The organism is Bradyrhizobium sp. SZCCHNS1050 (assembly GCF_032484785.1).
GTDB lineage: Bacteria > Pseudomonadota > Alphaproteobacteria > Rhizobiales > Xanthobacteraceae > Bradyrhizobium.
Genome location: NZ_JAUETR010000002.1, coordinates 968427 through 993265, shown reverse-complemented (window position 1 = coordinate 993265; position 24839 = coordinate 968427). Strand labels below are relative to the sequence as shown.

At 66.6% G+C, this 24839-nt stretch carries 24 protein-coding genes; 19 read left to right on the top strand and 5 right to left on the bottom strand.

Features of this window, described 5'->3' with window-relative positions; translation table 11 throughout:
• Window positions 1-443 precede the first annotated feature (443 nt).
• The 13 genes from QX094_RS29055 to dhaK all read left to right on the top strand — a co-directional run bounded on the left by QX094_RS29055 (window position 444) and on the right by dhaK (window position 11509).
• A complete protein-coding gene (locus QX094_RS29055) occupies window positions 444-1091 on the top strand; it encodes a 4'-phosphopantetheinyl transferase (protein ID WP_316184799.1) in 648 nt (215 codons plus the stop codon).
• A 332-nt stretch (window positions 1092-1423) separates the two neighbouring features.
• On the top strand, window positions 1424-2755 hold the full coding sequence (locus QX094_RS29050; RefSeq protein ID WP_315749849.1) for an ABC transporter substrate-binding protein: 1332 nt from the start codon (window positions 1424-1426) through the stop codon (window positions 2753-2755).
• A gap of 124 nt (window positions 2756-2879) precedes the next feature.
• Entirely contained in the window at window positions 2880-3842 is a 963-nt protein-coding gene (locus tag QX094_RS29045; RefSeq protein WP_315712570.1) for a sugar ABC transporter permease, read from the top strand.
• Window positions 3839-4792 carry a carbohydrate ABC transporter permease gene (locus QX094_RS29040; RefSeq protein ID WP_315712568.1) on the top strand — a complete coding sequence of 318 codons (954 nt, stop codon included), beginning with the start codon at window positions 3839-3841 and terminating at the stop codon, window positions 4790-4792. The genes QX094_RS29045 and QX094_RS29040 overlap by 4 nt, the downstream gene beginning before the upstream one ends.
• Complete coding sequence (locus tag QX094_RS29035) at window positions 4789-5007, top strand: hypothetical protein (protein WP_315749850.1); 219 nt, start codon at window positions 4789-4791, stop codon at window positions 5005-5007. Before QX094_RS29040 ends, QX094_RS29035 begins: the two co-directional genes overlap by 4 nt.
• Window positions 5008-5011: 4 nt before the next feature.
• Window positions 5012-6124, top strand: a complete 1113-nt coding sequence (locus QX094_RS29030; protein WP_315712564.1) for an ABC transporter ATP-binding protein — start codon at window positions 5012-5014, stop codon at window positions 6122-6124.
• Window positions 6117-7127 (top strand): ABC transporter ATP-binding protein, encoded by a 1011-nt coding sequence (locus tag QX094_RS29025; RefSeq protein ID WP_315749851.1) that lies wholly within the window; start codon window positions 6117-6119, stop codon window positions 7125-7127. The genes QX094_RS29030 and QX094_RS29025 overlap by 8 nt, the downstream gene beginning before the upstream one ends.
• 3 nt (window positions 7128-7130) lie before the next feature.
• Window positions 7131-7742 (top strand): dihydroxyacetone kinase subunit DhaL, encoded by a 612-nt coding sequence (gene dhaL, locus QX094_RS29020; RefSeq protein ID WP_316184804.1) that lies wholly within the window; start codon window positions 7131-7133, stop codon window positions 7740-7742.
• Complete coding sequence (gene dhaM, locus QX094_RS29015) at window positions 7739-8137, top strand: dihydroxyacetone kinase phosphoryl donor subunit DhaM (RefSeq protein ID WP_284416623.1); 399 nt, start codon at window positions 7739-7741, stop codon at window positions 8135-8137. The genes dhaL and dhaM overlap by 4 nt, the downstream gene beginning before the upstream one ends.
• Window positions 8138-8149: 12 nt before the next feature.
• On the top strand, window positions 8150-8452 hold the full coding sequence (locus QX094_RS29010; protein ID WP_316184806.1) for an HPr family phosphocarrier protein: 303 nt from the start codon (window positions 8150-8152) through the stop codon (window positions 8450-8452).
• Window positions 8453-8454: 2 nt separating this feature from the next.
• Window positions 8455-10074, top strand: a complete 1620-nt coding sequence (ptsP, locus tag QX094_RS29005; protein WP_316184808.1) for a phosphoenolpyruvate--protein phosphotransferase — start codon at window positions 8455-8457, stop codon at window positions 10072-10074.
• Entirely contained in the window at window positions 10071-10523 is a 453-nt protein-coding gene (locus QX094_RS29000; RefSeq protein WP_316184810.1) for a hypothetical protein, read from the top strand. Before ptsP ends, QX094_RS29000 begins: the two co-directional genes overlap by 4 nt.
• Entirely contained in the window at window positions 10520-11509 is a 990-nt protein-coding gene (dhaK, locus tag QX094_RS28995; RefSeq protein ID WP_315749856.1) for a dihydroxyacetone kinase subunit DhaK, read from the top strand. The genes QX094_RS29000 and dhaK overlap by 4 nt, the downstream gene beginning before the upstream one ends.
• A 12-nt stretch (window positions 11510-11521) precedes the next feature.
• Here the strand turns inward: dhaK and QX094_RS28990 are convergent, their stop codons facing one another.
• Window positions 11522-12298 (bottom strand): GntR family transcriptional regulator, encoded by a 777-nt coding sequence (locus QX094_RS28990; protein ID WP_316164648.1) that lies wholly within the window; start codon window positions 12296-12298, stop codon window positions 11522-11524.
• A 66-nt stretch (window positions 12299-12364) separates the two neighbouring features.
• Between QX094_RS28990 and QX094_RS28985 the strand changes: the two genes are divergently transcribed.
• The 6 genes from QX094_RS28985 to QX094_RS28960 are packed head-to-tail and all read left to right on the top strand — an operon-like array spanning window position 12365 to window position 19824.
• The gene (locus tag QX094_RS28985; protein ID WP_316184813.1) at window positions 12365-13684 is read left to right on the top strand and encodes a M20 family metallopeptidase; all 1320 of its coding nucleotides are present in this window, start codon (window positions 12365-12367) and stop codon (window positions 13682-13684) included.
• Complete coding sequence (locus QX094_RS28980) at window positions 13684-15234, top strand: ABC transporter substrate-binding protein (RefSeq protein ID WP_316184814.1); 1551 nt, start codon at window positions 13684-13686, stop codon at window positions 15232-15234. Before QX094_RS28985 ends, QX094_RS28980 begins: the two co-directional genes overlap by 1 nt.
• 16 nt (window positions 15235-15250) lie before the next feature.
• Window positions 15251-16198, top strand: a complete 948-nt coding sequence (locus QX094_RS28975) for an ABC transporter permease (RefSeq protein WP_316184816.1) — start codon at window positions 15251-15253, stop codon at window positions 16196-16198.
• Complete coding sequence (locus tag QX094_RS28970) at window positions 16191-17021, top strand: ABC transporter permease (protein ID WP_315712549.1); 831 nt, start codon at window positions 16191-16193, stop codon at window positions 17019-17021. Before QX094_RS28975 ends, QX094_RS28970 begins: the two co-directional genes overlap by 8 nt.
• Window positions 17018-18592 (top strand): ABC transporter ATP-binding protein, encoded by a 1575-nt coding sequence (gene nikE / locus QX094_RS28965; protein ID WP_316184818.1) that lies wholly within the window; start codon window positions 17018-17020, stop codon window positions 18590-18592. The genes QX094_RS28970 and nikE overlap by 4 nt, the downstream gene beginning before the upstream one ends.
• A gap of 17 nt (window positions 18593-18609) precedes the next feature.
• Window positions 18610-19824, top strand: a complete 1215-nt coding sequence (locus tag QX094_RS28960) for a M20 family metallopeptidase (RefSeq protein ID WP_315827452.1) — start codon at window positions 18610-18612, stop codon at window positions 19822-19824.
• An 8-nt stretch (window positions 19825-19832) separates the two neighbouring features.
• Here the strand turns inward: QX094_RS28960 and QX094_RS28955 are convergent, their stop codons facing one another.
• The 4 genes from QX094_RS28955 to QX094_RS28940 all read right to left on the bottom strand — a co-directional run bounded on the left by QX094_RS28955 (window position 19833) and on the right by QX094_RS28940 (window position 24831).
• Window positions 19833-20189 carry a carboxymuconolactone decarboxylase family protein gene (locus QX094_RS28955; protein WP_315712545.1) on the bottom strand — a complete coding sequence of 119 codons (357 nt, stop codon included), beginning with the start codon at window positions 20187-20189 and terminating at the stop codon, window positions 19833-19835.
• Window positions 20190-20197: 8 nt separating this feature from the next.
• Window positions 20198-23419, bottom strand: a complete 3222-nt coding sequence (locus QX094_RS28950; RefSeq protein WP_316184820.1) for an efflux RND transporter permease subunit — start codon at window positions 23417-23419, stop codon at window positions 20198-20200.
• On the bottom strand, window positions 23416-24405 hold the full coding sequence (locus QX094_RS28945; RefSeq protein ID WP_316184822.1) for an efflux RND transporter periplasmic adaptor subunit: 990 nt from the start codon (window positions 24403-24405) through the stop codon (window positions 23416-23418). Before QX094_RS28945 ends, QX094_RS28950 begins: the two co-directional genes overlap by 4 nt.
• Before the next feature lie 126 nt (window positions 24406-24531).
• Window positions 24532-24831 carry a metalloregulator ArsR/SmtB family transcription factor gene (locus tag QX094_RS28940; protein ID WP_315750038.1) on the bottom strand — a complete coding sequence of 100 codons (300 nt, stop codon included), beginning with the start codon at window positions 24829-24831 and terminating at the stop codon, window positions 24532-24534.
• Between the last annotated feature and the right edge of the window lie 8 nt (window positions 24832-24839).

Here is a 24839-nt window from a genome sequence, read left to right as displayed (position 1 = left end):
AGACAGAGGGACTGGATAAGTCCCGTTGCAGCCCGCTGCCGTCAAGCAAAAGCTGGCCGGTGACGCGCATGTCAGCGGGCCCGAAAAGCATGGACCGGGGGACAGCGGCAGGGGCGCGTTGGACAAGCCGGCGAGTTATGGCAGAATCGACTTGCATCGCAGTATGTTCTGATCCTGATCCAACCATGGGCTCCCGGGGGGAGCCGGGTGCATTGGCACCTCGCCGGGCGCAAGTGCTGGTCGATGCCGATCCGCAGTGGTCGGTGGTGCAGCTCGCCGAGCGGCAGCGTGCGCTCGCCATGCAAAGCTCGGGGGCGTGGCGCCGCGAGATCGCGAGACATGTTGAATCGTTGGAATTCGCTTCGATGTCGCCGTGTCGTATACGGTGGCGGCCGGTCGAGGCCGGTCCGCAAAGAGACGCGCGCGCAGAGTTGGTGATGTGAGTGCTTGCAAATCTGTTTGACGGTCCGGTCGTGGTGGCGGCGTCCAGCCTCTCGCTGGCGGAGGATGAGCTGTTTCCCGAAGAGCGCGCGCATATCCAGGCCGCGGTCGCCAAGCGGCGCGCCGAGTTCGCGACCGCGCGGATCCTGGCGCGCAGGGCGCTGGCGTCGCTGGGAGCTTCGCCGGTCGCGCTCGTCCCGACGCCGGATCGCGCGCCGGTGTGGCCGCCGGGCTATGCGGGAAGCATCTCCCATTGTGCCGATCATTGCGCCGTGGCCGTGGCCCGAAGCAGGGATGTCCCGTCGCTTGGACTGGATGTCGAGGACCTGCGCGAGCTCGATCCGTCGATGCGCGATCTTGTGCTCACGCCGGCCGAGCGGCAATGGCTTCGTGGCCAGCCCGACGCGGTGCAGCCGATGCTGCCGATCGTGATCTTCAGCGCCAAGGAAGCCTACTACAAATGCCAGTATCCGCTCACGCGCGGCTTCCTGGATTTCCAGGATGTCGAGCTCGCGATCGCATGGGCGGCGGGCACGTTCGAGGTGCGTGTCATGAGAGAGGACTGGCCGGCCGCCGTTGCTCGCCTTGCCGGACGCTTCTTCATCGCTGACGGCCGGGTCAGTTGCGGCGTGACGTTGGCGAAGGGCTGATCACGCGGATGCAGCCTGGAGTTGGGCCGCGCCTGCGTCCTGGCGGCGGCGCCGGAGAGCCGCGCCATCGCCATTCCCGGCAAACCTCCGGACGACGAGCAGCTTACCGCAGTCGCTAAACATGATGCGCTGCAAACGTCGCGAAAACGCGCTTGACATGTTTAGTCGTTCGCAATCTACTAAACAAAATACTTAACTCGGACGGATGATCCGAGGGCCAGGGGAAACGCTTGCGGCTCGCGCTGTCGTTGTGACGGCGTCGCTCGCCGCGGGCCATGCATCGCCGTCACCCACGCGAAGCGGGGACGGCGCCAACAGGGAGGGAGTGCCAGATGAAGTTGCTGCAGACATTTGCACTGGCGGCGACGGTCGCCGCCGCGACCGTGCTCGGCGCGTCCGCGCCGGCACGCGCCGAAGGAAAGACGATTACGTTGTGCTGGGCCGCCTGGGATCCGGCCAATGCGCTGGTCGAGCTGTCCAAGGACTTCACCGCCAAGACCGGCGTCAACATGAAGTTCGAGTTCGTGCCGTGGCCGAACTTCGCCGACCGCATGCTCAACGAGCTCAATTCCAAGGGCAAGCTGTGCGACCTGATGATCGGCGATTCCCAATGGATCGGCGGCGCGGCCGAGAATGGCCAATACGTCAAGCTCAACGAGTTCTTCGACAAGGAAGGCATCAAGATCTCCGATTTCATGCCGGCCACCGTCGCCGGCTACGCCGAATGGCCGAAGGGCTCGCCGAACTACTGGGCGCTTCCGGCGATGGGCGACGCCAACGGCTGGACCTATCGCAAGGACTGGTTCGCGCGGCCGGAGATTCGCGAGGAATTCAAGAAGAAATTCGGCCGCGAGCTCGAGGTGCCGAAGACGCAGGAAGAGCTGAAGGACATTGCCGAGTTCTTCCAGAAGCGGGTGATCGACGGCAAGACCGTTTATGGCGCGGCCATCTTCACCGAGCGTGGCTCGGAAGGCATCACCATGGGCGTCACCAACGCGCTCTATCCGTTCGGCTTCAAGTATCAGAACCCGAAGAAGCCGTATGACATGCAGGGCTTCGTCAACTCGGACGATGCGGTGAAGGGCCTCGAGTTCTACAAGGCGCTGTACAAATGCTGCACGCCGCCCGGCTATTCCAACGGCTACATGCAGGAAGGACTCGATGCCTTCAAGTCCGGCCAGGTCGCGCTGCAGATGAACTGGTTCGCCTTCTTCCCGGGCCTTTACAAGGATCCCAATGTCGGCGGCGACAAGATCGGCTTCTTCGTCAACCCCGCGCAGAAGGAGAAGGGCTCGCAGCTCGGCGGGCAGGGCATCTCGGTGGTGGCATATTCGCCTAACCGCGCCGAAGCGCTGGAATATATCAAGTGGTTCGCCGCGCTCGACACCCAGAAGAAGTGGTGGGCGCTCGGCGGCTACAGCTGCCACAAGGGCGTGCTCAACGATCCCAACTTCAAGAACACCGCGCCGTTCGCCGCCGACTTCCTGGTGGCGATGGACCAGGTGGTCGACTTCTGGGCCGAGCCGTCCTACGCCCAGCTTCTGCTCGCGATGCAGAAGCGCGTCCACGACTATGTCGTCGCCGACCAGGGTACGGCGAAAGGCGCGCTCGACGGGCTGATCGCCGACTGGACCAAGGTGTTCAAGGAGGACGGCAAGCTGTGATGGAGGCGGCACCTCTCGCGCAAGCGAGATCCGCCACGACAATCCCTCCGGCGAGCTTCGGCTTGCCGGGCGGACCAGCCAGTCTCACCGCCAGCCCGAAGCCGCCAGTGAAGCAGCCCCTCGCATGACCGACCAAACCGGACTGAGCAGCCTCGTCGACCGCGCCGCCCTGGTGACGCCGCCCGCCGTGGCGGGGCGCGTGCGCGGCCTGTCCGAGCGCGCCATCGCCTGGCTATTCATCATGCCGACCATGCTGCTGCTGCTCGCGATCAACATTTTCCCGTTGATCTGGACCATCCGGCTGTCCTTCACCAATTATCGCGCGAACCGTCCGAACGCCACCGTGCTCGATATCGGACTCGCCAACTACCAGTCGATCCTGACCGATCCGGACGTCTGGGCGGCGATGACGGTGACCGCGCGCTTCGTGTTCTGGACCATCCTGATCCAGACCCTGCTGGGCTTTACGCTAGCCTGGCTGATCGACAAGAAGTTCCGCGGCCACGGCCTGTGGACCACCTTGATCCTGCTGCCGATGATGCTGTCGCCGGCTGTGGTCGGCAACTTCTGGACGTTCCTCTACCAGCCGCAGATCGGGCTCTTCAACTACGTCATCTCCGCCGCGACGGGCGCGCCCGCATCGTCTTTCCAGATGCTGGCGCAAGTGCCGCTCGCGCCCTGGGCGATCGTCATCGTCGACACCTGGATGTGGACGCCTTACGTGATGCTGATCTGCCTTGCAGGTCTCCGCTCGATTCCCGACTACATCTATGAGGCGGCCGAGGTCGATCGCGCCTCGCCGTGGCGGCAGTTCTGGTCGATCACTTTGCCGATGGCGCTGCCGTTCATCATGCTGGCGGTGCTGTTCCGCGGCATCGAGAACTTCAAGATGTTCGACATGGTCAACCTCCTGACCGGCGGCGGTCCAGGCTCGACGACCGAGGTCGCCTCGATCACCCTGAAGCGCGAAGCCTTCGAGAAGTGGCGGACCGGCTATTCCTCGGCTTTCGCCATCATCCTGTTCGTCACCGTGTTCGGCCTCGCCAACATCTACGTCAAGGCGCTCAACCGGGTGAAAAGCCGATGACCGGTCTCGCAACCGCCCATTCCGTCGTCGATCCGTCGCCGCTGACCAAGCGGATCGCGGCAACCGTGGTGATCGCCTATGCGCTGATCACTCTGGTGCCGCTGCTGTGGATCTTCATGACCGGCTTCAAGTCGCCGTCGGACGCGATCGCCTATCCGCCGAAGCTCGTCGCCGAGCCGAGCCTGGAGGGCTATTGCAACCTGTTCACGACCCGGACCCGGCAGGCGCCGGAGTACATGGCCAAGCTGCCACCGGCTGCCAGTCTGTGCGACCGCATCTCGCGCGGCCGCAACATGGTGGTCGCGGGTCCATCGAACTACATCCCGCGCTACGTGAATTCGCTGGTGATCGCGTTCGGCTCGACGGCGCTGTCGGTCGTGCTCGGCACGCTGGCGGCCTACGCGTTCTCGCGCTTCAAGGTGCCGTTGAAGGATGATCTGCTGTTCTTCATCCTGTCGACCCGGATGATGCCGCCGATCGCGGTCGCGATCCCGATCTATCTGATGTATCGCGAGCTCGGCCTGTCCGACACGCGGCTCGGCATGATCCTGCTCTATACGTCCGTCAACATCTCGCTCGCGGTCTGGCTGCTCAAGGGATTCATGGACGAGATCCCGCGCGAATACGAGGAGGCGGCGATGGTCGACGGCTACACCCGCCTGCAAGCCTTCTTCAAGGTCGTGTTGCCGCAGGCCACCACCGGCATCGTCGCCACCGCGATCTTCTGCCTGATCTTCGCCTGGAACGAATATGCCTTCGCGGTGCTTCTGACCTCGGGCACGGCGCAGACCGCGCCGCCCTTCATCCCGATCATCATCGGCGAGGGCGGCCAGGATTGGCCGGCGGTCGCGGCGGGCACCACGCTGTTCCTGATCCCGATCGTCGTGTTCACGGTGCTGCTGAGAAAACATCTGTTGCGCGGCATCACCTTCGGAGCGGTGCGCAAATGACCGAGATGGCACAAGATCAGCCGGCCGATGCGGCGCACTCGCGCTGGCCACGGGCGCTGCGGCGCGGCCCGATGGAGACGCTGGCAACGATCCTCATTGCGGCCGGCGTGCTGATGCTGCTGCAGCCGTTCGCACTGGTGCTCTACACCTATTCCTTCATCACCACGCTCGCCGGCGTCGTGATGTTCACCATCGTCTCCAAGTTTCCGGACTGACGCCATGGCCGAGATCCGGATCGAGAATCTGTTCAAGGAGTTCGGCGGCTTTGCCGCCGTGCGCGGCACAAGCTTCACGATCGCCGACGGCGAGTTCTTCTGCCTGCTCGGTCCGTCCGGCTGCGGCAAGACCACGACGCTGCGCATGATTGCAGGCCTGGAGCTGCCGACCTCGGGGGCGATCAGGCTCGGCGGCGAGGACGTCACCTTCCGCCGCGCGCGCGAGCGCGACATCGCCATGGTGTTCCAGCTGTTCGCGCTCTACCCGCACATGAACGTGCGCCGGAACATCGCTTTTCCCCTGGTCTCGATGGGGGTGCCCAAGGGGGAGATCCGGCGGCGGGTCGAGGAAGCCGCGCGCATCCTGCGCATCGACCATCTGATCGACCGTCCGGTGAGCGGGTTGTCGAGCGGCGATCGCCAGCGCGTCGCGCTCGGCCGCGCCATCGTCCGCGAGCCGAAAGCGTTCTTGATGGATGAGCCGCTCGGCGCGCTCGATGCGGAGTTCCGTCACATCATGTGCGGCGAGCTGCGCGCCCTGCACGACCGGCTCAAGGCCACCACCGTGTTCGTGACTCACGACCAGCTCGAGGCGATGTCGATGGCCGACACGATCGCGGTGATGAATCGCGGCGTCGTGGAGCAGCTCGGAACGCCCCAGGAGATCTACGACCGTCCCGCCACCATGTTCGTCGCGGACTTCATCGGCTCGCCGGCGATGAACTTCATCCGCTTCGCGGGCAGGCTTGGCGCCGGCACGAACTGCGTGCGGATCGACGGCGCCGAGATCGGCGTGCCCGAGCTGCGCGAGGATGCCGGGAGCGACGAGTTGGTCCTCGGTGTGCGGCCGGAGCAGGTGGCGCTCAGCGCCGAAGGCGGGCTGCGCGGCGAGGTGTTCGGCGCCGAATATCTCGGCACCACCCAGATCATCACCGTCACGACGTCTCATGGCATCGTCAAGGCGCGCGCGCCCGCGGCGGTCCGGGTGCAGCGTGCGGAGCCGGTCGGGCTCAGCTTCCGCGCCGACCGGCTGTCGCTGTTCGACGCCGCCACGGGCCGCGCGGTCCGCACGGCGCTGTATGAGCAGCCGGTGAGAGGAGGGCGCCATCATGGCTGAGACGCGGCTCAACGCCGTCAGCAAGTCGTTCGGTTCCAAGCCGGCGGTACGGGATTTGTCGCTGACCATCCGCGACGGCGAGCTCGTCGTGCTGCTCGGGCCGACCGGTGCCGGCAAGACCACGACATTGCGGCTCGTGGCCGGCCTCGAGATGCCGGATCGCGGCAGCATCACCATCGGCGGCGTCGACCAGACGAAGGCGACGCCGGCCGCGCGTGACGTCACGTTCGTGTTCCAGCAATATTCTCTCTATCCGCATCTGTCGGTGTACGACAATCTGGCTTTCCCACTGCGCTCGCCGGTGCGCAAGATTGCGGAGGCTGAGATCAGGCGCATCGTCGGTGACGTCGCGGCGATGCTCCGGATCGAGGACAAGCTCGGCAACCGCGCTACTCAGCTCTCCGGCGGCCAGATGCAGCGCGTGGCGATCGGCCGCGCGCTGGTGCGCAGACCTGCGATCGCGTTGCTAGACGAGCCGCTATCCTCGCTCGACGCCAAGCTGCGTTCCGAGCTGCGCATCGAGCTCAAGCGTATCCAGCAGGATCTCGGCGCCACCATGCTCTACGTCACCCACGACCAGATCGAGGCGATGACGCTCGCCAACCGCATCGGCGTGATCGAGCAGGGCCGGCTGGTGCAGGTCGGCAGCCCGCGGGAGGTCTATGAGGATCCGGCCAATACCTATGTGGCGACCCGGCTCGGCAGTCCCGGCATCAATCTGCTGCCGCGCGGGCTGTTTCCGGATCTTGCGGTGCCGGGCGACGTCGCGACGATCGGCGCGCGCACCGAGCACATGACGGTCCGGCGCGCCGAGAGCCGTGCAGACGCACGGGTGAAATGGATCGAGCATCTCGGCGATCAGAATCATCTGCATATCACGCTGCAGGACCAGACCATCGTCAGCCTGGTGGAGCCGGATACGGAATTGAAAGTCGGCGACTCCGTCGCTATCGAGTTCACCCGGCCGCTGCTGTTCGACCGGGCGGGCCAGCGGGTGAGATAGACAATGGACCAGGCGTTCAAGCGCAAGCTGATCGTGGCGATGGCCGATGCCATCATCGCCCATGCGGAGGAGCTGACCGCGCTCGACTCGGCGATCGGCGACGGCGATCACGGCCTCAACATGAAGCGCGGCTTCGAGGCCGTGCTCGCCGATGTGGACAATATCTCCGCCAAGCCTCTTCCCGAGGCGCTGAAGGCGGTCGGCATGGCGCTGGTGATGAAGGTCGGCGGTGCGTCCGGTCCGCTCTATGGCACGCTGGCGATGGGACTTGGCAAGGCGCTGCCATCAGAGCCATCTGCCGCCGAAGCGGCGGCGGCGCTCGGTCGCGCCATCGCAGACGTCAAAGCGCGTGGCAAGTCGGAAGCAGGGCAGAAGACCATGCTCGACGTCTTGATCCCGGTGCAGGCAGCTCTTGCGGCCGGTGGCGACGATCTCGATTCCCGGCTGCCCGCGATCGCCGCCGAGGCCGCCGACGCGACGGTGCCGATGCTGGCGATCCGCGGCCGCGCTTCGTTTCTCGGCGAGCGCTCGATCGGGCACATGGATCCCGGCGCGCGCTCGTCCAGCCTGCTGGTGCAGGCGATCTGCGGCGTATTCAATGAGGCCTGGACATGAGTGAGCAGAAGAATGTCGGCATCGTTATCGTGTCGCATTCCGCCAAGGTGGCGGAAGGCGCGGCCGACATGGTCCGGCAGATGGTCGGCGACAGCGTGCCGCTCGCGGCGGTCGGCGGCAATGCCGATGGCGGGCTCGGCACCGATGTTGGCGCCATCATGGGCGCGATCGACAAGGCATGGTCGGAGTCAGGTGTTGCGATCCTGGTCGATCTCGGCGGCGCCGAGACCAACAGCGAGATGGCGGTGGAGATGATGCCCGAGGAGCGGCGCGAGCGCATCGTGATCTGTAACGCGCCGCTGGTCGAAGGCGCCGTGATGGCGGCGACGGAAGCCTCCGGCGGCTCGCCGCTCGATGCGGTGCGCGCGACCGCCGAAGAGCTGATGGGCGGATGAGCAGGAACGACAATGGCTGACGGTGGAGAGATCGGCATGCAGGAAGCGAAGGCGCATGCGCTGCTGACCAACGAGGTCGGGCTGCATGCGCGGCCCTCGGTCAAGCTGACCCAGCTCGCCAAGCGCTTTGCGTCGAGCATCGAAGTCGCGATCGCGGCCGACGGGCCCTGGACCGACGCCAAGAGCCCGGTGAAGGTCATGCGCGTCAAGGCGGCCAAGGGTGAGACGCTGTTCCTGCGCGCCAACGGAACTGACGCCGAGGCGGCCATCGCGGCGCTGGTCGATCTGGTCGACCGCAAGTTCGACGAGGAGTGACGATGGAGCGGCGCATTTTCGGGCGCGGAGCGTCGGACGGGCTGGCCATCGGGCCCGCCGCGATCCTGCATGCGCTGGAGGGCGCCAGCCGGAGCAAAGGGGCGATCGCCGAGGAGCATGAAGCGCTCGCCACAGCGGTCGCACATGCACGTGAGGCCGTGGCCGAGCTGATCGACGGGCTCGAGGGAGACGCGGCCGAGCTGATCGGCTTTCAGCTCGCACTGCTCGAAGACGATGCGCTGACAGAAGCGGCTTACGTCCAGATCGAGGGCGGCGTCGCTGCGGATGCGGCCTGGCGCGCGACGATGGCGGAGGAGATCGCGGGATACGAGTCCGCTGAGGACGAGTATTTTCGTGCTCGCGCCAGCGACCTCGGCGACATCCGGGACCGCGTGCTGCGGCACTTGTTTGGCCTGCCGCAGAACGGCGAAGTGCCGAAAGGGGCGATCGTCGTCGCGCATGATCTGGCGCCATCGGCTTTTCTCGCCATCGACTGGACCAGCGGCGGCGGCATCGCGCTCGGCGAGGGCAGCCCGACCAGTCACGTCGCGATGCTGGCGCGCGGCCGGGGCGTGCCGATGGTGGTCGGGCTCGGTCACGATTGGGACAAGCTGACAGGGGATTTGCTGGTCGATGGCGGTCGCGGTGTCGTCATTGCCGATCCCAGTGCGCAGCGTATCGCTGCCGCCCGGGCGGAGGATGCGACCGCCTCGCGCCGTAAGGCGGAGGCGATTGCGCGGCAGCACGAACCGGCACTGACGCGCGACGGCACCCGCGTCTCGGTGCTCGTCAACATCTCCGGCCCGGCCGACATGACGCTGCTTCCGGCCGCAGCCTGCGACGGCATCGGTCTGGCACGCACCGAGTTTCTCACCGGCAACCTGCTTCACGACGAGGAGGCGCAATATCGCGCCTATGCCGAGCTCGTGCGGTGGGCCGAAGGCCGGCCGGTCACGATCCGCACGCTCGATGCCGGCGGCGACAAGCCGATTCCGGGCTACACGATCGATGGCGAGAGCAACCCGTTTCTTGGCCTGCGTGGCCTCCGTCTGTCCTTGCGTTACCCCGAGATATTCCGCGTTCAATTGCGCGCGTTGGCGCGCGCCGCTGCGCTCGGACCGCTCAAGGTGATGCTGCCGATGGTGACCAATGCAGCGGAGCTGGACGTCGCGCGTCGCCATCTCCGCGCCGTGCTCGCCGAATTGGCCGCCGGAAACGTCGCGTTCGCCGCGCCGGCCTTCGGGATGATGGTCGAGGTGCCGGCTGCTGCGTTGGCAGCGCATGACTTCGCTGCGGACTTCTTCTCGATCGGCACCAATGACCTGACCCAATACGCGACTGCTGCTTCGCGTGACGGCGCCGAGGTCGCCGACTATGCCGACGTGCTGCATCCCGGGGTGTTGGCGATGATTGCCCATGTGGTGCGCGCCGGTCTTGCGCGGGGCGTGGACGTCTCGATCTGCGGCGACGCCGCCGGGGATGTCAGAGCCATTCCGGCGCTGCTTGGGGTCGGCGTGCGCGCGCTGTCGGTCGCGCCGGGCCTGCTGCCGCTGGTGAAGGCGGCGATCCGCGAGCTTGACCTCGCCAAGGGCACGGAAAAGGCCGCGGAAGAGGGCGCATGAGTGACCAGGATGCATCGGAGGCCGCGAGCCCGCTCGCCGAATACAAGGCGATCCTGCGCGCGGTGATCGACAGCCGTCCCTCCGGCACACGGCAGCGGCTGGCGGAGGCGATCGGCAAGAATCGCAGCTTCATCTCGCAGATCGTCAATCCGGCCTATGCGACGCCGATCCCGCTGCAGCATCTCGAGACCATCTTCCACATCTGTCACTTCTCGCCGCATGAGCAGCAGGCGTTTCTGACCGCCTACCGCGCCGCCCATCCGGGCCGGCTGGACGAGGTCGAGGCGCAGCGGCCGATGCGGCGCCTCGTGGTCGAGCTGCCGGACTTCGGCGACCCCGCGCTCAACGCCCATGCCGACCGCATCATCACCGGCGTCGCGCGCGGCATCACCGCGCTGATCTCAGCCAACGAAGACAACGACGACGCCGAACCGGGAGGGAAGCCATGAAGAAGCTGATCAACGCCGTTTCCGACGTGCTGACCGAGAGCCTGCAGGGTTTTGCCGCCGTGCATGGCGACATCGTCACGCTGGGCGAGGACAACAAGTTCGTTCGCCGCAAGAGCCTCAAACCGGGCAAGGTCGCGCTGATCTCCGGCGGCGGCTCCGGCCATGAGCCGCTCCACGCCGGCTTCGTCGGGCCGGGCATGCTCGATGCCGCCTGTCCGGGCCAGGTTTTCACCTCGCCGACGCCTGACCAGATGCTCGCGGCCGCGCAGGCCGTGGACACCGGCGCGGGCGCGCTGTTCATCGTCAAGAACTACGAAGGCGACGTGATGAATTTCGCGATGGCCGCGGAGATGATGGAGGGCAAGGTCGCGACCGTCATTACCGACGACGACGTCGCGGTCGAGACCTCGACCTATTCGACCGGCCGCCGCGGCGTTGCCGGCACGCTGATCGTGGAGAAGATGCTGGGTGCTGCGGCCGAGCAGGGCCGCGATCTCGACGCGCTGAAGGCGCTTGGTGACGACGTCAACAGGCGCACCCGCTCGATGGGCGTGGCGCTGACCTCATGCACGGTGCCGGCCGCGGGCAAGCCGACCTTCACGCTCGGCGAGGACGAGATGGAGATGGGGGTCGGCATCCATGGCGAGCCCGGCAGGCGCCGGGTCAAGCTGGCGTCCGCGGACGCCATCGCCGAGGAGATGATGGGCGCGATCCTGGCCGATCTTGCAGCGAAGCCCGGGACTCCGTGCCTGCTGCTGGTCAACGGCTTCGGGGCTACGCCAGCGATGGAGTTGTACGTGATGGCCAATGCGGCGCGGCGCATCTTGGAAGGGCGCGGGCTCGCCATCGCGCGCGGGCTGGTCGGCTCCTACGTCACCTCGCTCGACATGGCCGGCTGCTCGCTCACCGTGACCGCGCTCGATGATGCATCGCTGGGACTGTGGGACGCGCCGGTGCACACCGCGGCGCTGCGCTGGGGCTGCTGAAGCGATACGTGCTCAGCGGATCTCGTTCGAGTAGTAGTGTTGCGCCGTCGTGGCGCGGTGCTGGCTGAGGATCGCCAGCGCGCCGGTCTGGTCGTAGGCCTCCTCGTCGATCACCAGCACGGCGCTCGGAGAGGGCAGGCCGAGCAGCTTGCGGTCCTCCTTGGTGGCGACCTCCGCCGTCACCTTCTCGCGCACCGCGGCGATCCGGATGCCATAGGCCTCGAGCAGATGCCGGTAGATCAGGGCAGGGACCTTCTTCGGCTCGGCCGGAAATCCCGCCACGCGGCTCGCGACCATCGAGATCCGCGAATGCAGCACCGGCGCGCCAGCGACGCGGCGGATGCGATGAAGATGCAGCAGCGGCCCGCCCTCGGCCATCGCGAACAGCGCGGCTTCGCGTGACTCGGCGGCGCGTGTCGTCACCGACAGCACCTCGGCCTCCGAGTGCAGCAGGCTGCCGTCCGCGGCGAGCAGGCGGAAGTACTGGAAGAAGAAGCTGAGCCCATGCTGCGACGCGCGGCCCGTCACCACCGTGCCGGTCTTGCGCCGGCGCATCAGCATGCCGCCCGCGGTGAGATCGGCCAGCGCGCGGCGGATAGTGCCGACGGCGACGCCATATTGATTGGCGAGCGCGACCTCGCCGGGCAGCACTGTGCCGGGCGGCATGTCGCCGATCAGGATCGCCTCGGCGATCTGGCGCTTGACATGCTCGTAGAGCGGCACCGGCAGCGCGCCTGGACCCGCCCCCACCCCGTCTGCCGCTTTGCTGGCCACAGCTGCCTTTTTCATGGAATTGACAAACGCCGCGTCGTGAATTCTATTTCTGTATAGAATATAGGATAGAGCTGGCGGCAAATGATTTCTGAGGGCATTCCAGCGGACCGGGGCGCGCGCAGCCTGGCCAGCGCTTTTGCCGCGATCGACGCCATGGCCGAGACGGCGGTCGAGGACCTGCGGAAGATGGTGGCGGTCGACACCAGCTTTCCTCCGGGGGCCGGCTACGATGCATTTGCCGACGTGATGGAGCAGCTCGCTGCCCCGCTGGCACTGGATAGCGAGCGCGTGATCGTTCCGGAGGACCTATGGCGCGCACCGGGCGCGCGCGGATCGCGGACGAATCTGATCGCACGGCGCCGCTCCGGCAGACCGGTGCTCGGGCTCTATTTCCATGTGGACACGGTACCGGCGGCGCCCGGCTGGGTCACCGATCCGCTGCAGCTGAGCCGCGACGGTGACCGTCTGATCGGACTCGGCGCGGCCGACATGAAGGGATCGATTGCGGCGGCGCTGCTCGCACTCCGCGGCGCGCAGCACACCGGATTGCCGCTGGCCTATGATCCGATGTTGCTGCTGTGCACGGACGAGGAGGCAGGGCTTTATCCCGGCGTGCGTTACCTTGCCGAGCAGGGCCGTCTCGAAGGGCATATTCTGAATTTCAACGGCAGCGCCATGCCGCGGATCTGGGCCGGCTGCTTCGGCCTGTTCACGCTCACGGTGCGGGTTCACGGCAAGGCAGCGCATGCCGGCGAGCAGCGCCGCGCCGGCGCCAACGCGATCGAGGCGGCGCTGCCGATCCTCAATGCGCTCGCGGCCCTCGAGCCGGTCATCGCGCAGCGGACGTCGGCGTTGCCGCCACCGCCGCAGGCGGCTGGACCGCTCGCCGCGAGCCTCGACATCTCAGCCATTCATGGCGGCCAATGCGGCGGACAGATCCCCTCGCTGGTCGAGATTCTCCTGTGCCGCCGATACACGCCCGAGGAGGACTTCGCCGCTGCACGCCGCGAGATCGAAACGGCCGTCCGGCAGGCGGCCGGCACCCTCGACGTCGAGATCATCCTCACCGGCCATCTGATGCCGACATCCGATCCCGGCGGGCCGCATTGGTCGCGCTGGCAGCAGGCGCTGTCGGCCGGCTTCGGCTATGCCGCGGATGACTTCGCTCGCTGGGGGGCGGCCGGCTGCTCCGATTTCGGCTGGGTGCAGCAGGCCACGGGCGTGCAGGAGGTGCTGCTCACGGGCCTCGGCAGGCCCGATAGCCGCATTCATGCGCCGGGCGAATCCACGACGCTCGCCGACATCGTCGCATTGGCGAAATCGGTGCTCGCCTATCTCGCAGCCGAGTTCCGTCCCGAACTCTGTCCCGAAGCCATCACGCCTGAAAAGGACTTCGCCTGATGCCGTCCGTGACCCGTCGTCATTTCCTTGCCGGCTCCGCGCTCGTGCTTGGTGCTCTGCCGCAAGTCTCTCTCTCGGCCGAGGCGCCGAAGCGCGGCGGCGTGTTGCGGATCTCGGTCGACCAGGGCGCGGCGGTCATTCATCCGCTGCTCGCGCGTGTCAATCCGGAATACCTCATCACCGAGCTGCTCTATTCCAACTTGACCCGGTTGAAGCCGGACATGTCGGTCGAGCCGGACCTCGCCTTGTCGTGGCAGGCCGGCGCGGGGCTCACCGAGTGGACGTTCAGGCTGCGGCCCAATCTCAGCTTCCACGACGGCTCGCCGCTGACGGCGGAGGATGTCGTCGCGACCTTCAAGGCGATCCTCGATCCGAAGACCGCATCACCGGCGCGCACCAATGTCGGCCCGATCAAGGATGTCGCTGCCGTCGATGCGTCGACCGTGCGGTTCACGTTGTCGGTTGCCTTTGCCGATTTTCCGGTCGCGCTCGCCTACAACAATGCGCGCATCGTGCCTGCGAAAGTCGTTGCTGCCGATCTCGCCAGCCTCGCCACAAAGGCGAATGGTTCAGGGCCGTTCAAGCTCGTGTCCTATGAGCCGGACCGCAAGATCGTCGTCGAGCGCAACCCGGCGTATTACGATCCGGCGCGGCCTTTGCTCGATCGCGTCGAGGTTCTCGTCTATCCCGACCGCACCGCCGAAGCATCTGCTCTGATTTCGGGCGACATCGATCTCATGTTGTCGACCACGCCCGGCGAATATGAGCGGCTCGGCAAGGCCAGCGGCGTCAAGGCGGTGCGGGTCCCCTCGGGGCAGTTTCTGAACGTCAACATGGGCTGCGATCAGAAGCCGTTCAACGACGTTCGCGTGCGCCAGGCGCTGGCGCTGACCATCGATCGCGAGGCCATGGCCGGCTTCGTGGCCGGCGGCTACGGCACGCCCGGCAACGACACGCCGCTGAGCCCCGCCTACCGGTTCTATCAGGACAGCAAGCTGAAGAAGCCCGACATCGCGAAAGCCAGGCAATTGCTCGCCGATGCCGGCTATCCCTCCGGCATCGACCTGACGATGGTGGCATCCGACAAACCGGACACGCGCACGCAGCTCGGCGTTGCGATCCGTGAGATGGCGGCACCGGCCGGCTTCCGCATCAACGTTCAGACGATGCCGCACGCGACCTATCTCGACCAGGTCTGGAAGAAGGGCAATTTCTACGTCGGATTCTACAACATGCAATCGACCGCCGACGCGATCTTCAAGCTGCTCTACACCTCGGATGCCGCCTGGAACGAGACACGCTGGAACAATGCGCGCTTCGACGAGATCGTCAATGCGGCGCGTAGCGAGACCGACGATGCCAATCGCGCGGCGCTCTATGCGCGGGCCCAGACGATGATGAGCGAGGAGGTGCCGTCGGTCATTCCGGTCTTCTTCGACATCCTGGCGGCGCAGCGCGCCTATGTGGAAGGATACCAGCTGCATCCGCGCGGATCAGTGTTCCGGCTCGATCTCGTCTCGCTCGGCGCAGGCGCGCCCAGGCGCAGCTGAGGCGGGGATCCGAGCGGTGTCATTCGCCTGGCTGCTGCGGCGGCTGCTCCTGATGGTCTATACGGTCGTCGTCGTCAGTGTGCTGGTGTTCGCCATCACACAGGCGCTGCCGGCTGACGCAGCGCAGACGCTGCTTGGCGAGAACGCTTCGCCGGAGGCGCTGGCCGCAATTCGCAGCCGGCTCGGGCTCGACGACCCGGTCTGGCTGCAATTCACGCATTGGGTCGCGCACGCGGCCATCGGCAATTTCGGTGTCTCCATGCGCACCGGCCTGCCGGTCGCGCCGGAGATGCTGACGGCGCTGTCGCGCTCGCTGCTGCTGGCAGCGGGCGCACTCGTCGTCACCCTCCTGATCGCGGTCCCGCTCGGAATCTTCGCGGCGCTCCGCAAGGGGCGGCCGGCGGATACGGCCACCAGCGTGGTCGCCTATCTCGGGGTCTCCCTGCCGGAGTTCGTCACGGCAACCGTGCTCGCGCTGCTGCTGACCGACATTCTGCCATGGCTGCCGGCGACCGGCTACGTGTCGCCGCTGGAGGATGCCGGGCCGGCGCTGCGCCATCTGATCCTTCCGGTCCTGACCGTCTCGGTCATTCTCGTCGCGCATGTGATGCGCATGATGCGTTCGGAGACGCTGGACGTGCTGCAGTCCGACTACGTCCGCGCGGCGCGGCTGAAAGGCCTGCCCGAGCGGACGGTGCTGGTGCGGCATGTGATGCGCAACGCGCTGCTGCCGGTCATCACCATCGTCGCGCTCGACGTCGGCTATCTCCTGGGCGGCATCATCGTCATCGAGGAGATTTTCGCCGTTCCCGGCATCGGCCGGGCATTGATGATCGCCATCACCACCCGCGATCTGCCGTCGATCCAGGCCGGCGCGATGATCATGGCGGTCACCTATGCGATCACCAACACGCTGGCGGATGTCGTCTACGCGCTGCTCGACAGGCGGATCAGCTATGACTGAGCTGCTCGGCAGGATGATCCGCAAGCCGCAGGGGGCGATCAGCGTGATGCTGCTCGTTGCCCTCGCCATCGTCTGCATCCTCGGCCCGTGGCTCGCGCCCTATGGGCCGGAGAAGATGGATTTTCTCGGCCGTTTCCGCCCGCCGGGATGGCAGAACTGGCTGGGCGCCGATCAGTTCGGCCGCGACGTGCTGAGCCGGCTGCTGTCCGGCGCGCGCGCCACCGTTCCGATGGCGCTCGCGGCGACGCTCGCCGGCAGCGCGATGGGCGCCGTGATCGGCGTCGCATCGGCCTATCTCGGTGGCAAGGCCGACGAATTCATCATGCGCACCAACGATGCTGTGATGGCCATTCCCGGTCTCCTCATGGCGCTGCTGCTGGTCAGCACGCTCGGAAATGGGGCTGTCAACGCGGTGATCGCGATTGCCTTTGCGTTTGCGCCGGGCATGGCACGGGTCACGCGCTCCGTGGCGCTTGCTGTGCGCAGTCAGGACTACGTCAAGGCCGCCATCGCGCGCGGCGAAGCGGCATCGCAGATCATTTTCCGCGAGATGCTTCCGAACGTGATGGGCCCGATCATCATCGAGGCCACCATCCGGGTGTCATTTGCGGTGATGCTGTTCGCGACGCTCAGCTTCCTCGGCCTGGGTGCACAGCCGCCGGCATCGGAATGGGGCCTGATGGTGGCCGATGCGCGCCAATACATGCACCGGGCGCCATGGATCCTGATCGCGCCCTCGGCCGCGATCGCGCTGTCGGCGATCGCCTTCAATCTCGTCGGCGATGCCCTGCGCGACGCGCTGAATCCGCGGGACGATCGATGAAGCCGGCGCTCGCCATCACTGGTTACGGGCTGGACTACGTCACCCCGGCGGGCGCTGTGGAGGTGCTGCGTGACGTGTCGCTCGAGATCGCGCCCGGCGAGGTGCTCGGCCTCGTCGGCGAATCCGGCTCCGGTAAGAGCTCGCTGGCTTGGGCGTTGATGCGGCATCTGCCGGCCAATGCCCGCGAGGTCTCGGGCTCCCTGTGTCTGGGTGACCTCGACCTGCGGTCCCTCAGCCTGAAGCGACTGACCGCGGTCCGTGGCCGCCGCATCGGCATGGTGTTCCAGGATCCGTCGACCGCGCTCAATCCGACATTGACCATCGGCCGCCAGATCACCGAGGCGCTGATGCGTCATCGCGATCTGAATGCGCGGGCCGCCAGGAACCTCGCGATCGAATTGCTCGGCCATGTCGAGCTGCGCGACCCCGTGGCGGTGCTGCGGCGCTATCCGCACGAGATCTCCGGCGGCGAGAAGCAGCGGGTAGTCATCGCGACGGCCTTTGGGTGCCGGCCCGATGTCATCCTGTTCGATGAGCCTACGACGGCGCTCGACGTCATCACCGGCGCCCGCATCATCGAGCTGTTTGCGCGGTTGCGTGCGGAGACGGGCGTCGCTGCGCTCTACATCTCGCACGATCTCGCGATGATGACCCGGGTCGCCGATCGTGTCGCGGTGATCCGGCACGGCCGCATCGTCGAGCAGGCGCCCGCGTCTGACATCTTCAGGACGCCGCAGCACGCCTACACCAAGGCTCTCATCGCCGCCGTGCCGCGTCCGGAGCGGCGGCTCGTGAACGATCAGCCGGGCGCGGCCCTGGTGCTGGACGCACGCGGCATCGAAGTCCATTACGGCAGGGGCGGGCTGTTCCGTGCGGCTCCGCCACCGGCGACCAGGGCCGTCGATGTCCGCGTCCGTGCCGGCGAAATCGTCGGCCTCGTCGGTGAATCCGGCTCGGGGAAGTCATCCGTCGCTCGCGCCCTCACCGGGCTTGCCCGCTTCGACGGCACGATCAGCTTCGACGGCCGAACGTTGCGCAGGGCCGGTGACATGAACCGTGCCTATCGGCGCGATATCCAAATCGTGTTCCAGCACCCGGATTCCTCGCTCAATCCGCGCCATCGGATCGGTGAGATCCTGTCGCGCCCCTTGAAGCTCTATGGCGGCGACGTCGCCGCCGTGCCGCGCCTGCTCGAACAGGTCCGGCTGCCGGCGTCGTATGCCATGCGCTGGCCGCACCAGCTCTCGGGTGGCGAGAAGCAGCGCGTCGCGATCGCGCGTGCTTTTGCGGCGCGGCCGCGCCTGGTGATCTGCGACGAGATCACGGCGCCGCTCGACGTCTCGGTCCAGGCCCAGATCATCGAGCTGCTGCTGGCTTTGCGCGCCGAGACGGGGGCGGCCTATCTCTTCATCACCCACGATCTCAACCTGATCAGGCAGATCGCGCACCGCATCGTCGTGATGCGCCACGGCCGGCTGGTCGACAGCCGTGCCGTCGATGCCTTCGGCGCAGACGACGTTCACCCTTACACCCGCGAGCTGATGGCGGCCTCGCCAGCGCCCGTTGGCTGACCGCAAGGATTGCCCCCATGGATCGCAACGACCTGCTCGCCCGCATCGACATTCCAGCTTCGCTCGCGCTGCTGTCGCGCATGGTTCAGCACAAGAGCTATTCGAAGACCGAGGGCGAGAAGCAGCTCGCGACCTTCATGGCTGAACAGATGAGCGCGATCGGCCTGGATGCCGCGGTCGCCCCGTTCGGGGCCGAGGGCCGTGTCAACGCGGTCGGCCGCTGGCACGGCACCGGCGGCGGCAAGAGCCTGCTCTTCAACGGCCATGTCGATACAAATCCGGTGACCGAGGGCTGGACCCTCGATCCCTGGGCGGGGAAGGTGGACGACGACTTCGTCTACGGAATCGGCGTGTCAAACATGAAGGCCGGCGACGCCGCCTATTTCTGCGCGGTCAAGACGCTAATCGAGGCCGGCGTCAGGCTGAGGGGTGATGTCGTTCTGACCTATGTGGTCGGCGAGCTGCAAGGCGGAGTCGGCACCTATTCGTTGCTGGAGCAGGGGCTGCGCGCGGACTATTTCATCAATTCCGAGCCAACCGACCTCAAGGCGATGACGATGCATGCCGCGGCATTCATGTTCATCATCGAGCTCGTCGGCAACACGCGGCATCTGTCGAAGCGCGAGGAGGCGGTGGACGCCATCACCGCCGCCTGCGATCTCATTCCGCGCCTCAATGCGATGCGGTTCTCCGGCGCGCGTTCGCCGGCACATGAGGCCATCAATCGCGTCCATGTCGGCGTCGTGCACGGCGCGCTCGGTCGTGAGTTGCACGAATGGCGGACGCCGCAGGTCGCGGATTTCGTCCGCATCAAGGGCTCCGGTCGTTACGCTCCTGGGCAGACCGAGCAGGGCGCGCTCGCGGACATGCGGCGCGAGCTCGATGCGCTGGAGGGGCGTTTTCCCGGCCTGAAGGCCCATCTGATGTCGGAGGACCGCGCCGGCGTGCCGACCATGCCGCCGTTCGAGGTCGCACCGGACAGCCCGATCGTCCGTGCCGTCAACAATGCCTATCGTGTCGTGCGCGGCGCCGCCCAGCCGACAGGCCCGGTGACGCCGAGCTGCTTCTATGGCACCGATGCCGGCCATCTTTATACCTATGGCGGCATGGAGGGCATCGTCTGCGGACCGGGCGGCCGCTACAACACGATGCCGGACGAGCGCGTCGACATTCCCGACTATCTCGACATGATCCGCATCTACATGCTGGCCATTCTCGATATCTGCGGCTGAACCCGCGCTCAGGCGGCGGCTGCCTGTTGCTGGAATTGCTCGAACGCCGCAATCGCATCGGCGGCATACATCAACGACGGTCCGCCGCCCATGTAGATCGCCATGCCGAGCGTCTCCTCGACCTCCTGCCGGCTTGCACCGAGACGGACGAGCGCCTCCGCGTGAAAGCCGATGCAGCCGTCGCACCGAACGGCAACCCCGATCGCCAGCGCGATCAGCTCCTTGGTCTTCTTGTCGAGCGCGCCATCAGCGGCGGCGGCCCTCGCCAGTGCAGAGAAGCCCTGCATGACGTCCGGAATGTCCTTGCGCAGCGTCTTCAGGTTACCCGAGATGTCCTTGCAGATCTCGCTGTACAGTTTGGTCATGATAGCTCCTACGACATCTTCGTGGTGGGTTTGCCAGGCTCGCGCAGTGCGATGTAGATCGCGGGGATCACGAGTACGGTGAGCAGGGTGGAGGAGGCCAGGCCGAACAGCAGCGAGATCGCCAGCCCCTGGAAGATCGGGTCGAGCAGGATCGTCGCAGCACCGATCATCGCCGCGAGCGCCGTCAGCAGGATCGGCTTGAAGCGCACGGCGCCGGCCTCCAACACGACGTCGCGCAGGGTCTTGCCCTCGCCGCCACTGTGCCGGATGAAGTCGACCAGCAGGATCGAGTTGCGGACGATGATGCCGGCCAGCGCAATGAAGCCGATCATCGACGTCGCCGTGAACGGCGCGCCCAGCAACCAGTGGCCGAGCAGGATGCCGATCAGGGTCAGCGGGATCGGAGTCAGGATTACCAGCGGCAGCCGGAAGCTCTTGAACTGTGCCACGACCAGAACGTAGATGCCGAGGATGGCGGCGCCGAATGCGGCGCCCATGTCGCGGAAGGTTACGTAGGTGATCTCCCATTCGCCATCCCACAGCAGCGTCGGACGGGACTCGTCCTTGGGCTGGCCGTGGAAGCCGATCACGGGCTTCGGCAGCTTGCCCCAGTCATGGGCGTCGATCCGGTCGGCGACCGCGAGCATGCCGTAGAGCGGGGCCTCGAAGCGGCCGGCGAGTTCTGCCATCACCATGTCGGCAAAGCGGCCGTCGCGGCGGAAGATCATCGGCGACCCCTCTTCCATCGTGGCCTTCACGACTTGGCCGAGTTCGACGACGGTCTTGCTGCCGGGCACCGTGTTGGCGGGCACCGGCGTCGATGCCAGGGCCTGGCTCCAGCTCTTGTCGTGCTTCGGCAGACGCACGGCGATCTCGATCGGATTGCGGTCTTCGCCGCGATGCGAGTAGCCGACCGAGACGCCGCCGAACAGCGTCTGGATCGTGTCGTAGACGTCGCGCTGCTCGACACCGAAGAATTCGAGACTGTCCTGGTCGATCGACAGTCGCAGCCGCGGCCGGCGCTGACCGATGGAATCGTCGATGTCGACGATGAAGGGAACGTCGGCGAAGACCTTCTTGAGTTCGGTGGTGACGGCGCGCCGGGTCGCCGCGTCCGGACCGTAGATCTCCGCCAGCAGGGTGGCGAGCACCGGAGGCCCGGGCGGCACTTCGACCACCTTGATGCTGGTGCCGGCCGGCACAGGGATGCTCTTCAGCCGCTGGCGCAGCTCGAGCGCGATGTCGTGGCTCGCGCGCTTGCGGTCGCCGCGCGCGGCGAGATTGACCTGGAGCTCGCCGAGCTCGGGCCGCTCCCGCAGATAGTAGTGCCTCACGAGACCGTTGAAGTTGAACGGCGCCGCCGTGCCGGCATAGCTCTGCACGGTCGTGATCTCCGGCAGCCCGTGCGCAATGTCGGCGGCCGCGAACAGCGTGCGCTCGGTATCCTCCAGGCTCGCGCCTTCGGGCAGATCGACCATCACCGCGATCTCCGACTTGTTGTCGAACGGCAGCAGCTTGACGGTGACGGACTTGGAGGCGAACAGCGTCATCGACAGCAAGGTGGCGATGCCGACGCCGAGCAGGAAGATCCAGGCGGAGCGCTTGCTGGCGACGATCGGGCGCGCGACGCTGCGGTAGATGCGTCCGAGACGGCCTTCGCCATGCGCGTCGTGAGAGTCCGCCGAGGCGCTGGTCGACCTCGGCGCCAGCCGCAGCATCAGCCACGGCGCCACCACCATGGCGACGAAGAACGAGAACAGCATCGCCGCCGAGGCGTTGGCCGGGATCGGCGCCATGTAGGGGCCCATCAGTCCCGACACGAACAGCATCGGCAGCAGGGCGGCGACCACGGTCAAGGTCGCGACAACGGTGGGGTTGCCGACTTCGGCGACCGCCTCGATGGTGGCCTGCAGGCGCGGCCGGCCGTCATGCATGCCCCAATGGCGCGCGATATTCTCGACCACGACGATGGCGTCGTCGACCAGGATGCCGATCGAGAAGATCAGGGCAAACAGGCTGACCCGGTTGATCGTGTAGCCCATCAGATTGGCGGCGAACATCGTCAGCAGGATCGTGGTCGGAATCACCACGAAGGTGACGAGGGCTTCGCGCCAGCCAATGGCGACCGCAATCAGCACGACGATCGAGATCGTAGCGAGGCCGAGATGGAACAGCAGCTCGTTGGCCTTCTCGTTGGCGGTCTCGCCGTAGTCGCGCGTCACCGTGACTGCGACGTCGCTCGGAACGAGACTGGCCTTCAGCCCTTCGAGGCGCTGCGCGATGTCGTGAGACACCACCACGGCATTGGCGCCGGCGCGCTTGGCGAGCGCGAGGCTCACCGCCGGCACCCGGTGCCAGTCGCCCTTGTCGGTGCGGGCGTCATCCCAGACGCGATGCTCTGCGAGGTTGGGGCCGATGACGACGGTGGCGACGTCGCGCACATAGACGGGACGGCCGTCGCGCGTCGAGATCAGCAGCAGGCCGATGTCCGGGATGCCCGTGAGCGTCTGGCCCGCGGCGACGTTGCGCACGATACCGCCGTCGCGAACGTCTCCGGCCAGGAAAGAGCGGTTCGCGTCCTTCACCTTGGCGACGAGCTGCTGCAGAGTCACGCCGAACAGCGACAGCTTTTCCGGATCGGGCTCGACCCGGATCTGCTGGGCGCCGCCGCCGGAGATATAGGTCAGGCCGATATTGTCGACCTTGGTCAGCTCCGCACGCAGCTTGTCGGCGAGCTCGTAGAGGTCCTTGTCGGACCAGCGCCCGGCGGCTTCCGGCTTCGGCGACAGCGTCAGCACGGTGACGGCGACGTCGTTGATGCCGCGGCCGACGATCAGCGGCTCGGGAATGCCGACGGGGATGCGGTCGAGGTTGGCGCGTAGCTTCTCGTGGACGCGCAGGATCGCGTCCTCGAACTTGGTCCCCACCAGGAACCGCGCGGTGACCATGACACGGTCGTCCTCGGTCTGGCTGTAGACGTGTTCGACGCCGTCGATCGCCTTGACGATGGTCTCCAGCGGCTTGGTCACGAGCTCGACGCCGTCGGGCGCACGCAGGCCGTCGGCGCTGACGCGGATGTCGACCATCGGCACGCTGATCTGCGGCTCTTCCTCGCGCGGGATCACGACGACGGCGATGAGGCCGACCACGAGCGCCGCGAGCAGAAACAGCGGCGTCAGCGGCGAGGCGATGGTCGCCTGGGTAAGCTTGCCTGAGAGTCCGAGTTTCACGGCTGCACCAACTGGTCGCCGGCGCGCAGGCCGGACAGGATTTCGAGTCCATCGGGGAGATCGGCGCTCGGCAGAGCGCGGCCGCGCTGCACCGGAACGCTCACCTTCTGCGTCCCTTGCTGCAACTGGACATAATCGATGCCGAACCGTGTTGTGACGTAGCGCTGCGGGATCACGTAGGCATCGCGTTGGCCGCCGGAGATCCAGACCCGGAGCCGGTCGCCGACGAAATACTGGCCGAGACCGGAGACGATCGCGTCGGCCACGACACGGCCTTCCTCGATCTGCGGATAGACCAAGTCGATCACCCCCCATTTGTCGGCGCTGTCGCCGAACTCGGCACCGTCGACCCGGACCTTGTCGCCGGCCTTGAGAAAGAGAGCGTGGCGCTCGGGCACGCGCAGTCGCAGCTTGAAGTTCTGCTGCGCCACCGTGACCACGGGATCGCCGGGCAGAACCACAGATCCGACGGCAACCAGCTTCTTCAACACGCGGCCGTCATCGGGAGCCAGCACCTGGCCCTCAGTCATCTGCTGGTTTACCACGGCACGCTCGGCAGTCTTGGCCCGCAGCCCGTTCTCGGCGACGTTCAGCGCCGTGCGCGTCTCGTCGAGCTTGATGCGGGGCAGGGTGCCGCGCTCGACGAGGCCCTCGGTGCGGGTGAAGTCGATCTGCGCCTGGTTCGCTTGCGCCTGCAGCGCCTCGATCTGGGCGTCGAGCGATTTGATCTGCAGGGCCAGTTTGTCGTCGCCGATCGAGGCGATGGGCTGGCCGCGCCTGACCGGGTCGCCTTCGCGCACCGAAAGCTGCACGATGGTGCCGCCGATGCGGCCGCGGGCAGGGACCACGCTGATGCTCTCCACCGTCGCGAACACCGCCTTCTCGTCGGCGACCTGCCGCGGCGCCACCGTCAGCGTCTCCGCAAGGGCCGGCGCTGCCTGCCACGCCATCGCGGCGATCAAGCTCAGGACCGATAATCTGCGCATCAGCCTATTCCTGTCTGGTTTGATTCGATTTGTGAGGTTCGGGCGAGCCGTCCGCAGCCGGCTGCAGACATCTCACCTGGATGGGAGTTCCCGTTTGATATCGGTCAAGATGCCGGTCCGGCATCCTCATAGTCTCGGTAACGGTCTCGGCCCGCAGTACACCTGATAGAGCGTCTTGAGGACCTCGCGGGCCGGATCGCTTGTGATCGAATAGTAGATCGTCTGCCCCTCGCGCCTGGCGGTGACCAGGCCGTCCTTGCGCAGGAGCGCCAGGTGCTGCGACACGGTCGAATCGCGCAGGCCGAGAAACTCGGCGAGTTCTCCGACCGACCGCTCGTCGTCGACCAGCTGGCAGATGATCAGGAGGCGATGGCGGTTCGACAGCGCCTTCAGCAGGTCGCTGGCCTGGTCCGCCGCCGCCTCCATGATGTCAG

Coding starts and splice junctions, on each gene's coding strand:
- QX094_RS28940 (WP_315750038.1), bottom strand. CDS start 24,831: ATGGAGGCGGCGGCGGACCAGGCCAGCGACCTGCTGAAGGCGCTGTCG.
- QX094_RS29045 (WP_315712570.1), top strand. CDS start 2,880: ATGACCGACCAAACCGGACTGAGCAGCCTCGTCGACCGCGCCGCCCTG.
- dhaM (WP_284416623.1), top strand. CDS start 7,739: ATGAGTGAGCAGAAGAATGTCGGCATCGTTATCGTGTCGCATTCCGCC.
- dhaL (WP_316184804.1), top strand. CDS start 7,131: ATGGACCAGGCGTTCAAGCGCAAGCTGATCGTGGCGATGGCCGATGCC.
- QX094_RS28945 (WP_316184822.1), bottom strand. CDS start 24,405: ATGCGCAGATTATCGGTCCTGAGCTTGATCGCCGCGATGGCGTGGCAG.
- QX094_RS29035 (WP_315749850.1), top strand. CDS start 4,789: ATGACCGAGATGGCACAAGATCAGCCGGCCGATGCGGCGCACTCGCGC.
- ptsP (WP_316184808.1), top strand. CDS start 8,455: ATGGAGCGGCGCATTTTCGGGCGCGGAGCGTCGGACGGGCTGGCCATC.
- QX094_RS29030 (WP_315712564.1), top strand. CDS start 5,012: ATGGCCGAGATCCGGATCGAGAATCTGTTCAAGGAGTTCGGCGGCTTT.
- QX094_RS29000 (WP_316184810.1), top strand. CDS start 10,071: ATGAGTGACCAGGATGCATCGGAGGCCGCGAGCCCGCTCGCCGAATAC.
- QX094_RS28960 (WP_315827452.1), top strand. CDS start 18,610: ATGGATCGCAACGACCTGCTCGCCCGCATCGACATTCCAGCTTCGCTC.
- QX094_RS29010 (WP_316184806.1), top strand. CDS start 8,150: ATGGCTGACGGTGGAGAGATCGGCATGCAGGAAGCGAAGGCGCATGCG.
- QX094_RS28985 (WP_316184813.1), top strand. CDS start 12,365: ATGATTTCTGAGGGCATTCCAGCGGACCGGGGCGCGCGCAGCCTGGCC.
- QX094_RS28990 (WP_316164648.1), bottom strand. CDS start 12,298: ATGAAAAAGGCAGCTGTGGCCAGCAAAGCGGCAGACGGGGTGGGGGCG.
- nikE (WP_316184818.1), top strand. CDS start 17,018: ATGAAGCCGGCGCTCGCCATCACTGGTTACGGGCTGGACTACGTCACC.
- QX094_RS29025 (WP_315749851.1), top strand. CDS start 6,117: ATGGCTGAGACGCGGCTCAACGCCGTCAGCAAGTCGTTCGGTTCCAAG.
- QX094_RS29050 (WP_315749849.1), top strand. CDS start 1,424: ATGAAGTTGCTGCAGACATTTGCACTGGCGGCGACGGTCGCCGCCGCG.
- QX094_RS28980 (WP_316184814.1), top strand. CDS start 13,684: ATGCCGTCCGTGACCCGTCGTCATTTCCTTGCCGGCTCCGCGCTCGTG.
- QX094_RS29040 (WP_315712568.1), top strand. CDS start 3,839: ATGACCGGTCTCGCAACCGCCCATTCCGTCGTCGATCCGTCGCCGCTG.
- QX094_RS28970 (WP_315712549.1), top strand. CDS start 16,191: ATGACTGAGCTGCTCGGCAGGATGATCCGCAAGCCGCAGGGGGCGATC.
- dhaK (WP_315749856.1), top strand. CDS start 10,520: ATGAAGAAGCTGATCAACGCCGTTTCCGACGTGCTGACCGAGAGCCTG.
- QX094_RS28955 (WP_315712545.1), bottom strand. CDS start 20,189: ATGACCAAACTGTACAGCGAGATCTGCAAGGACATCTCGGGTAACCTG.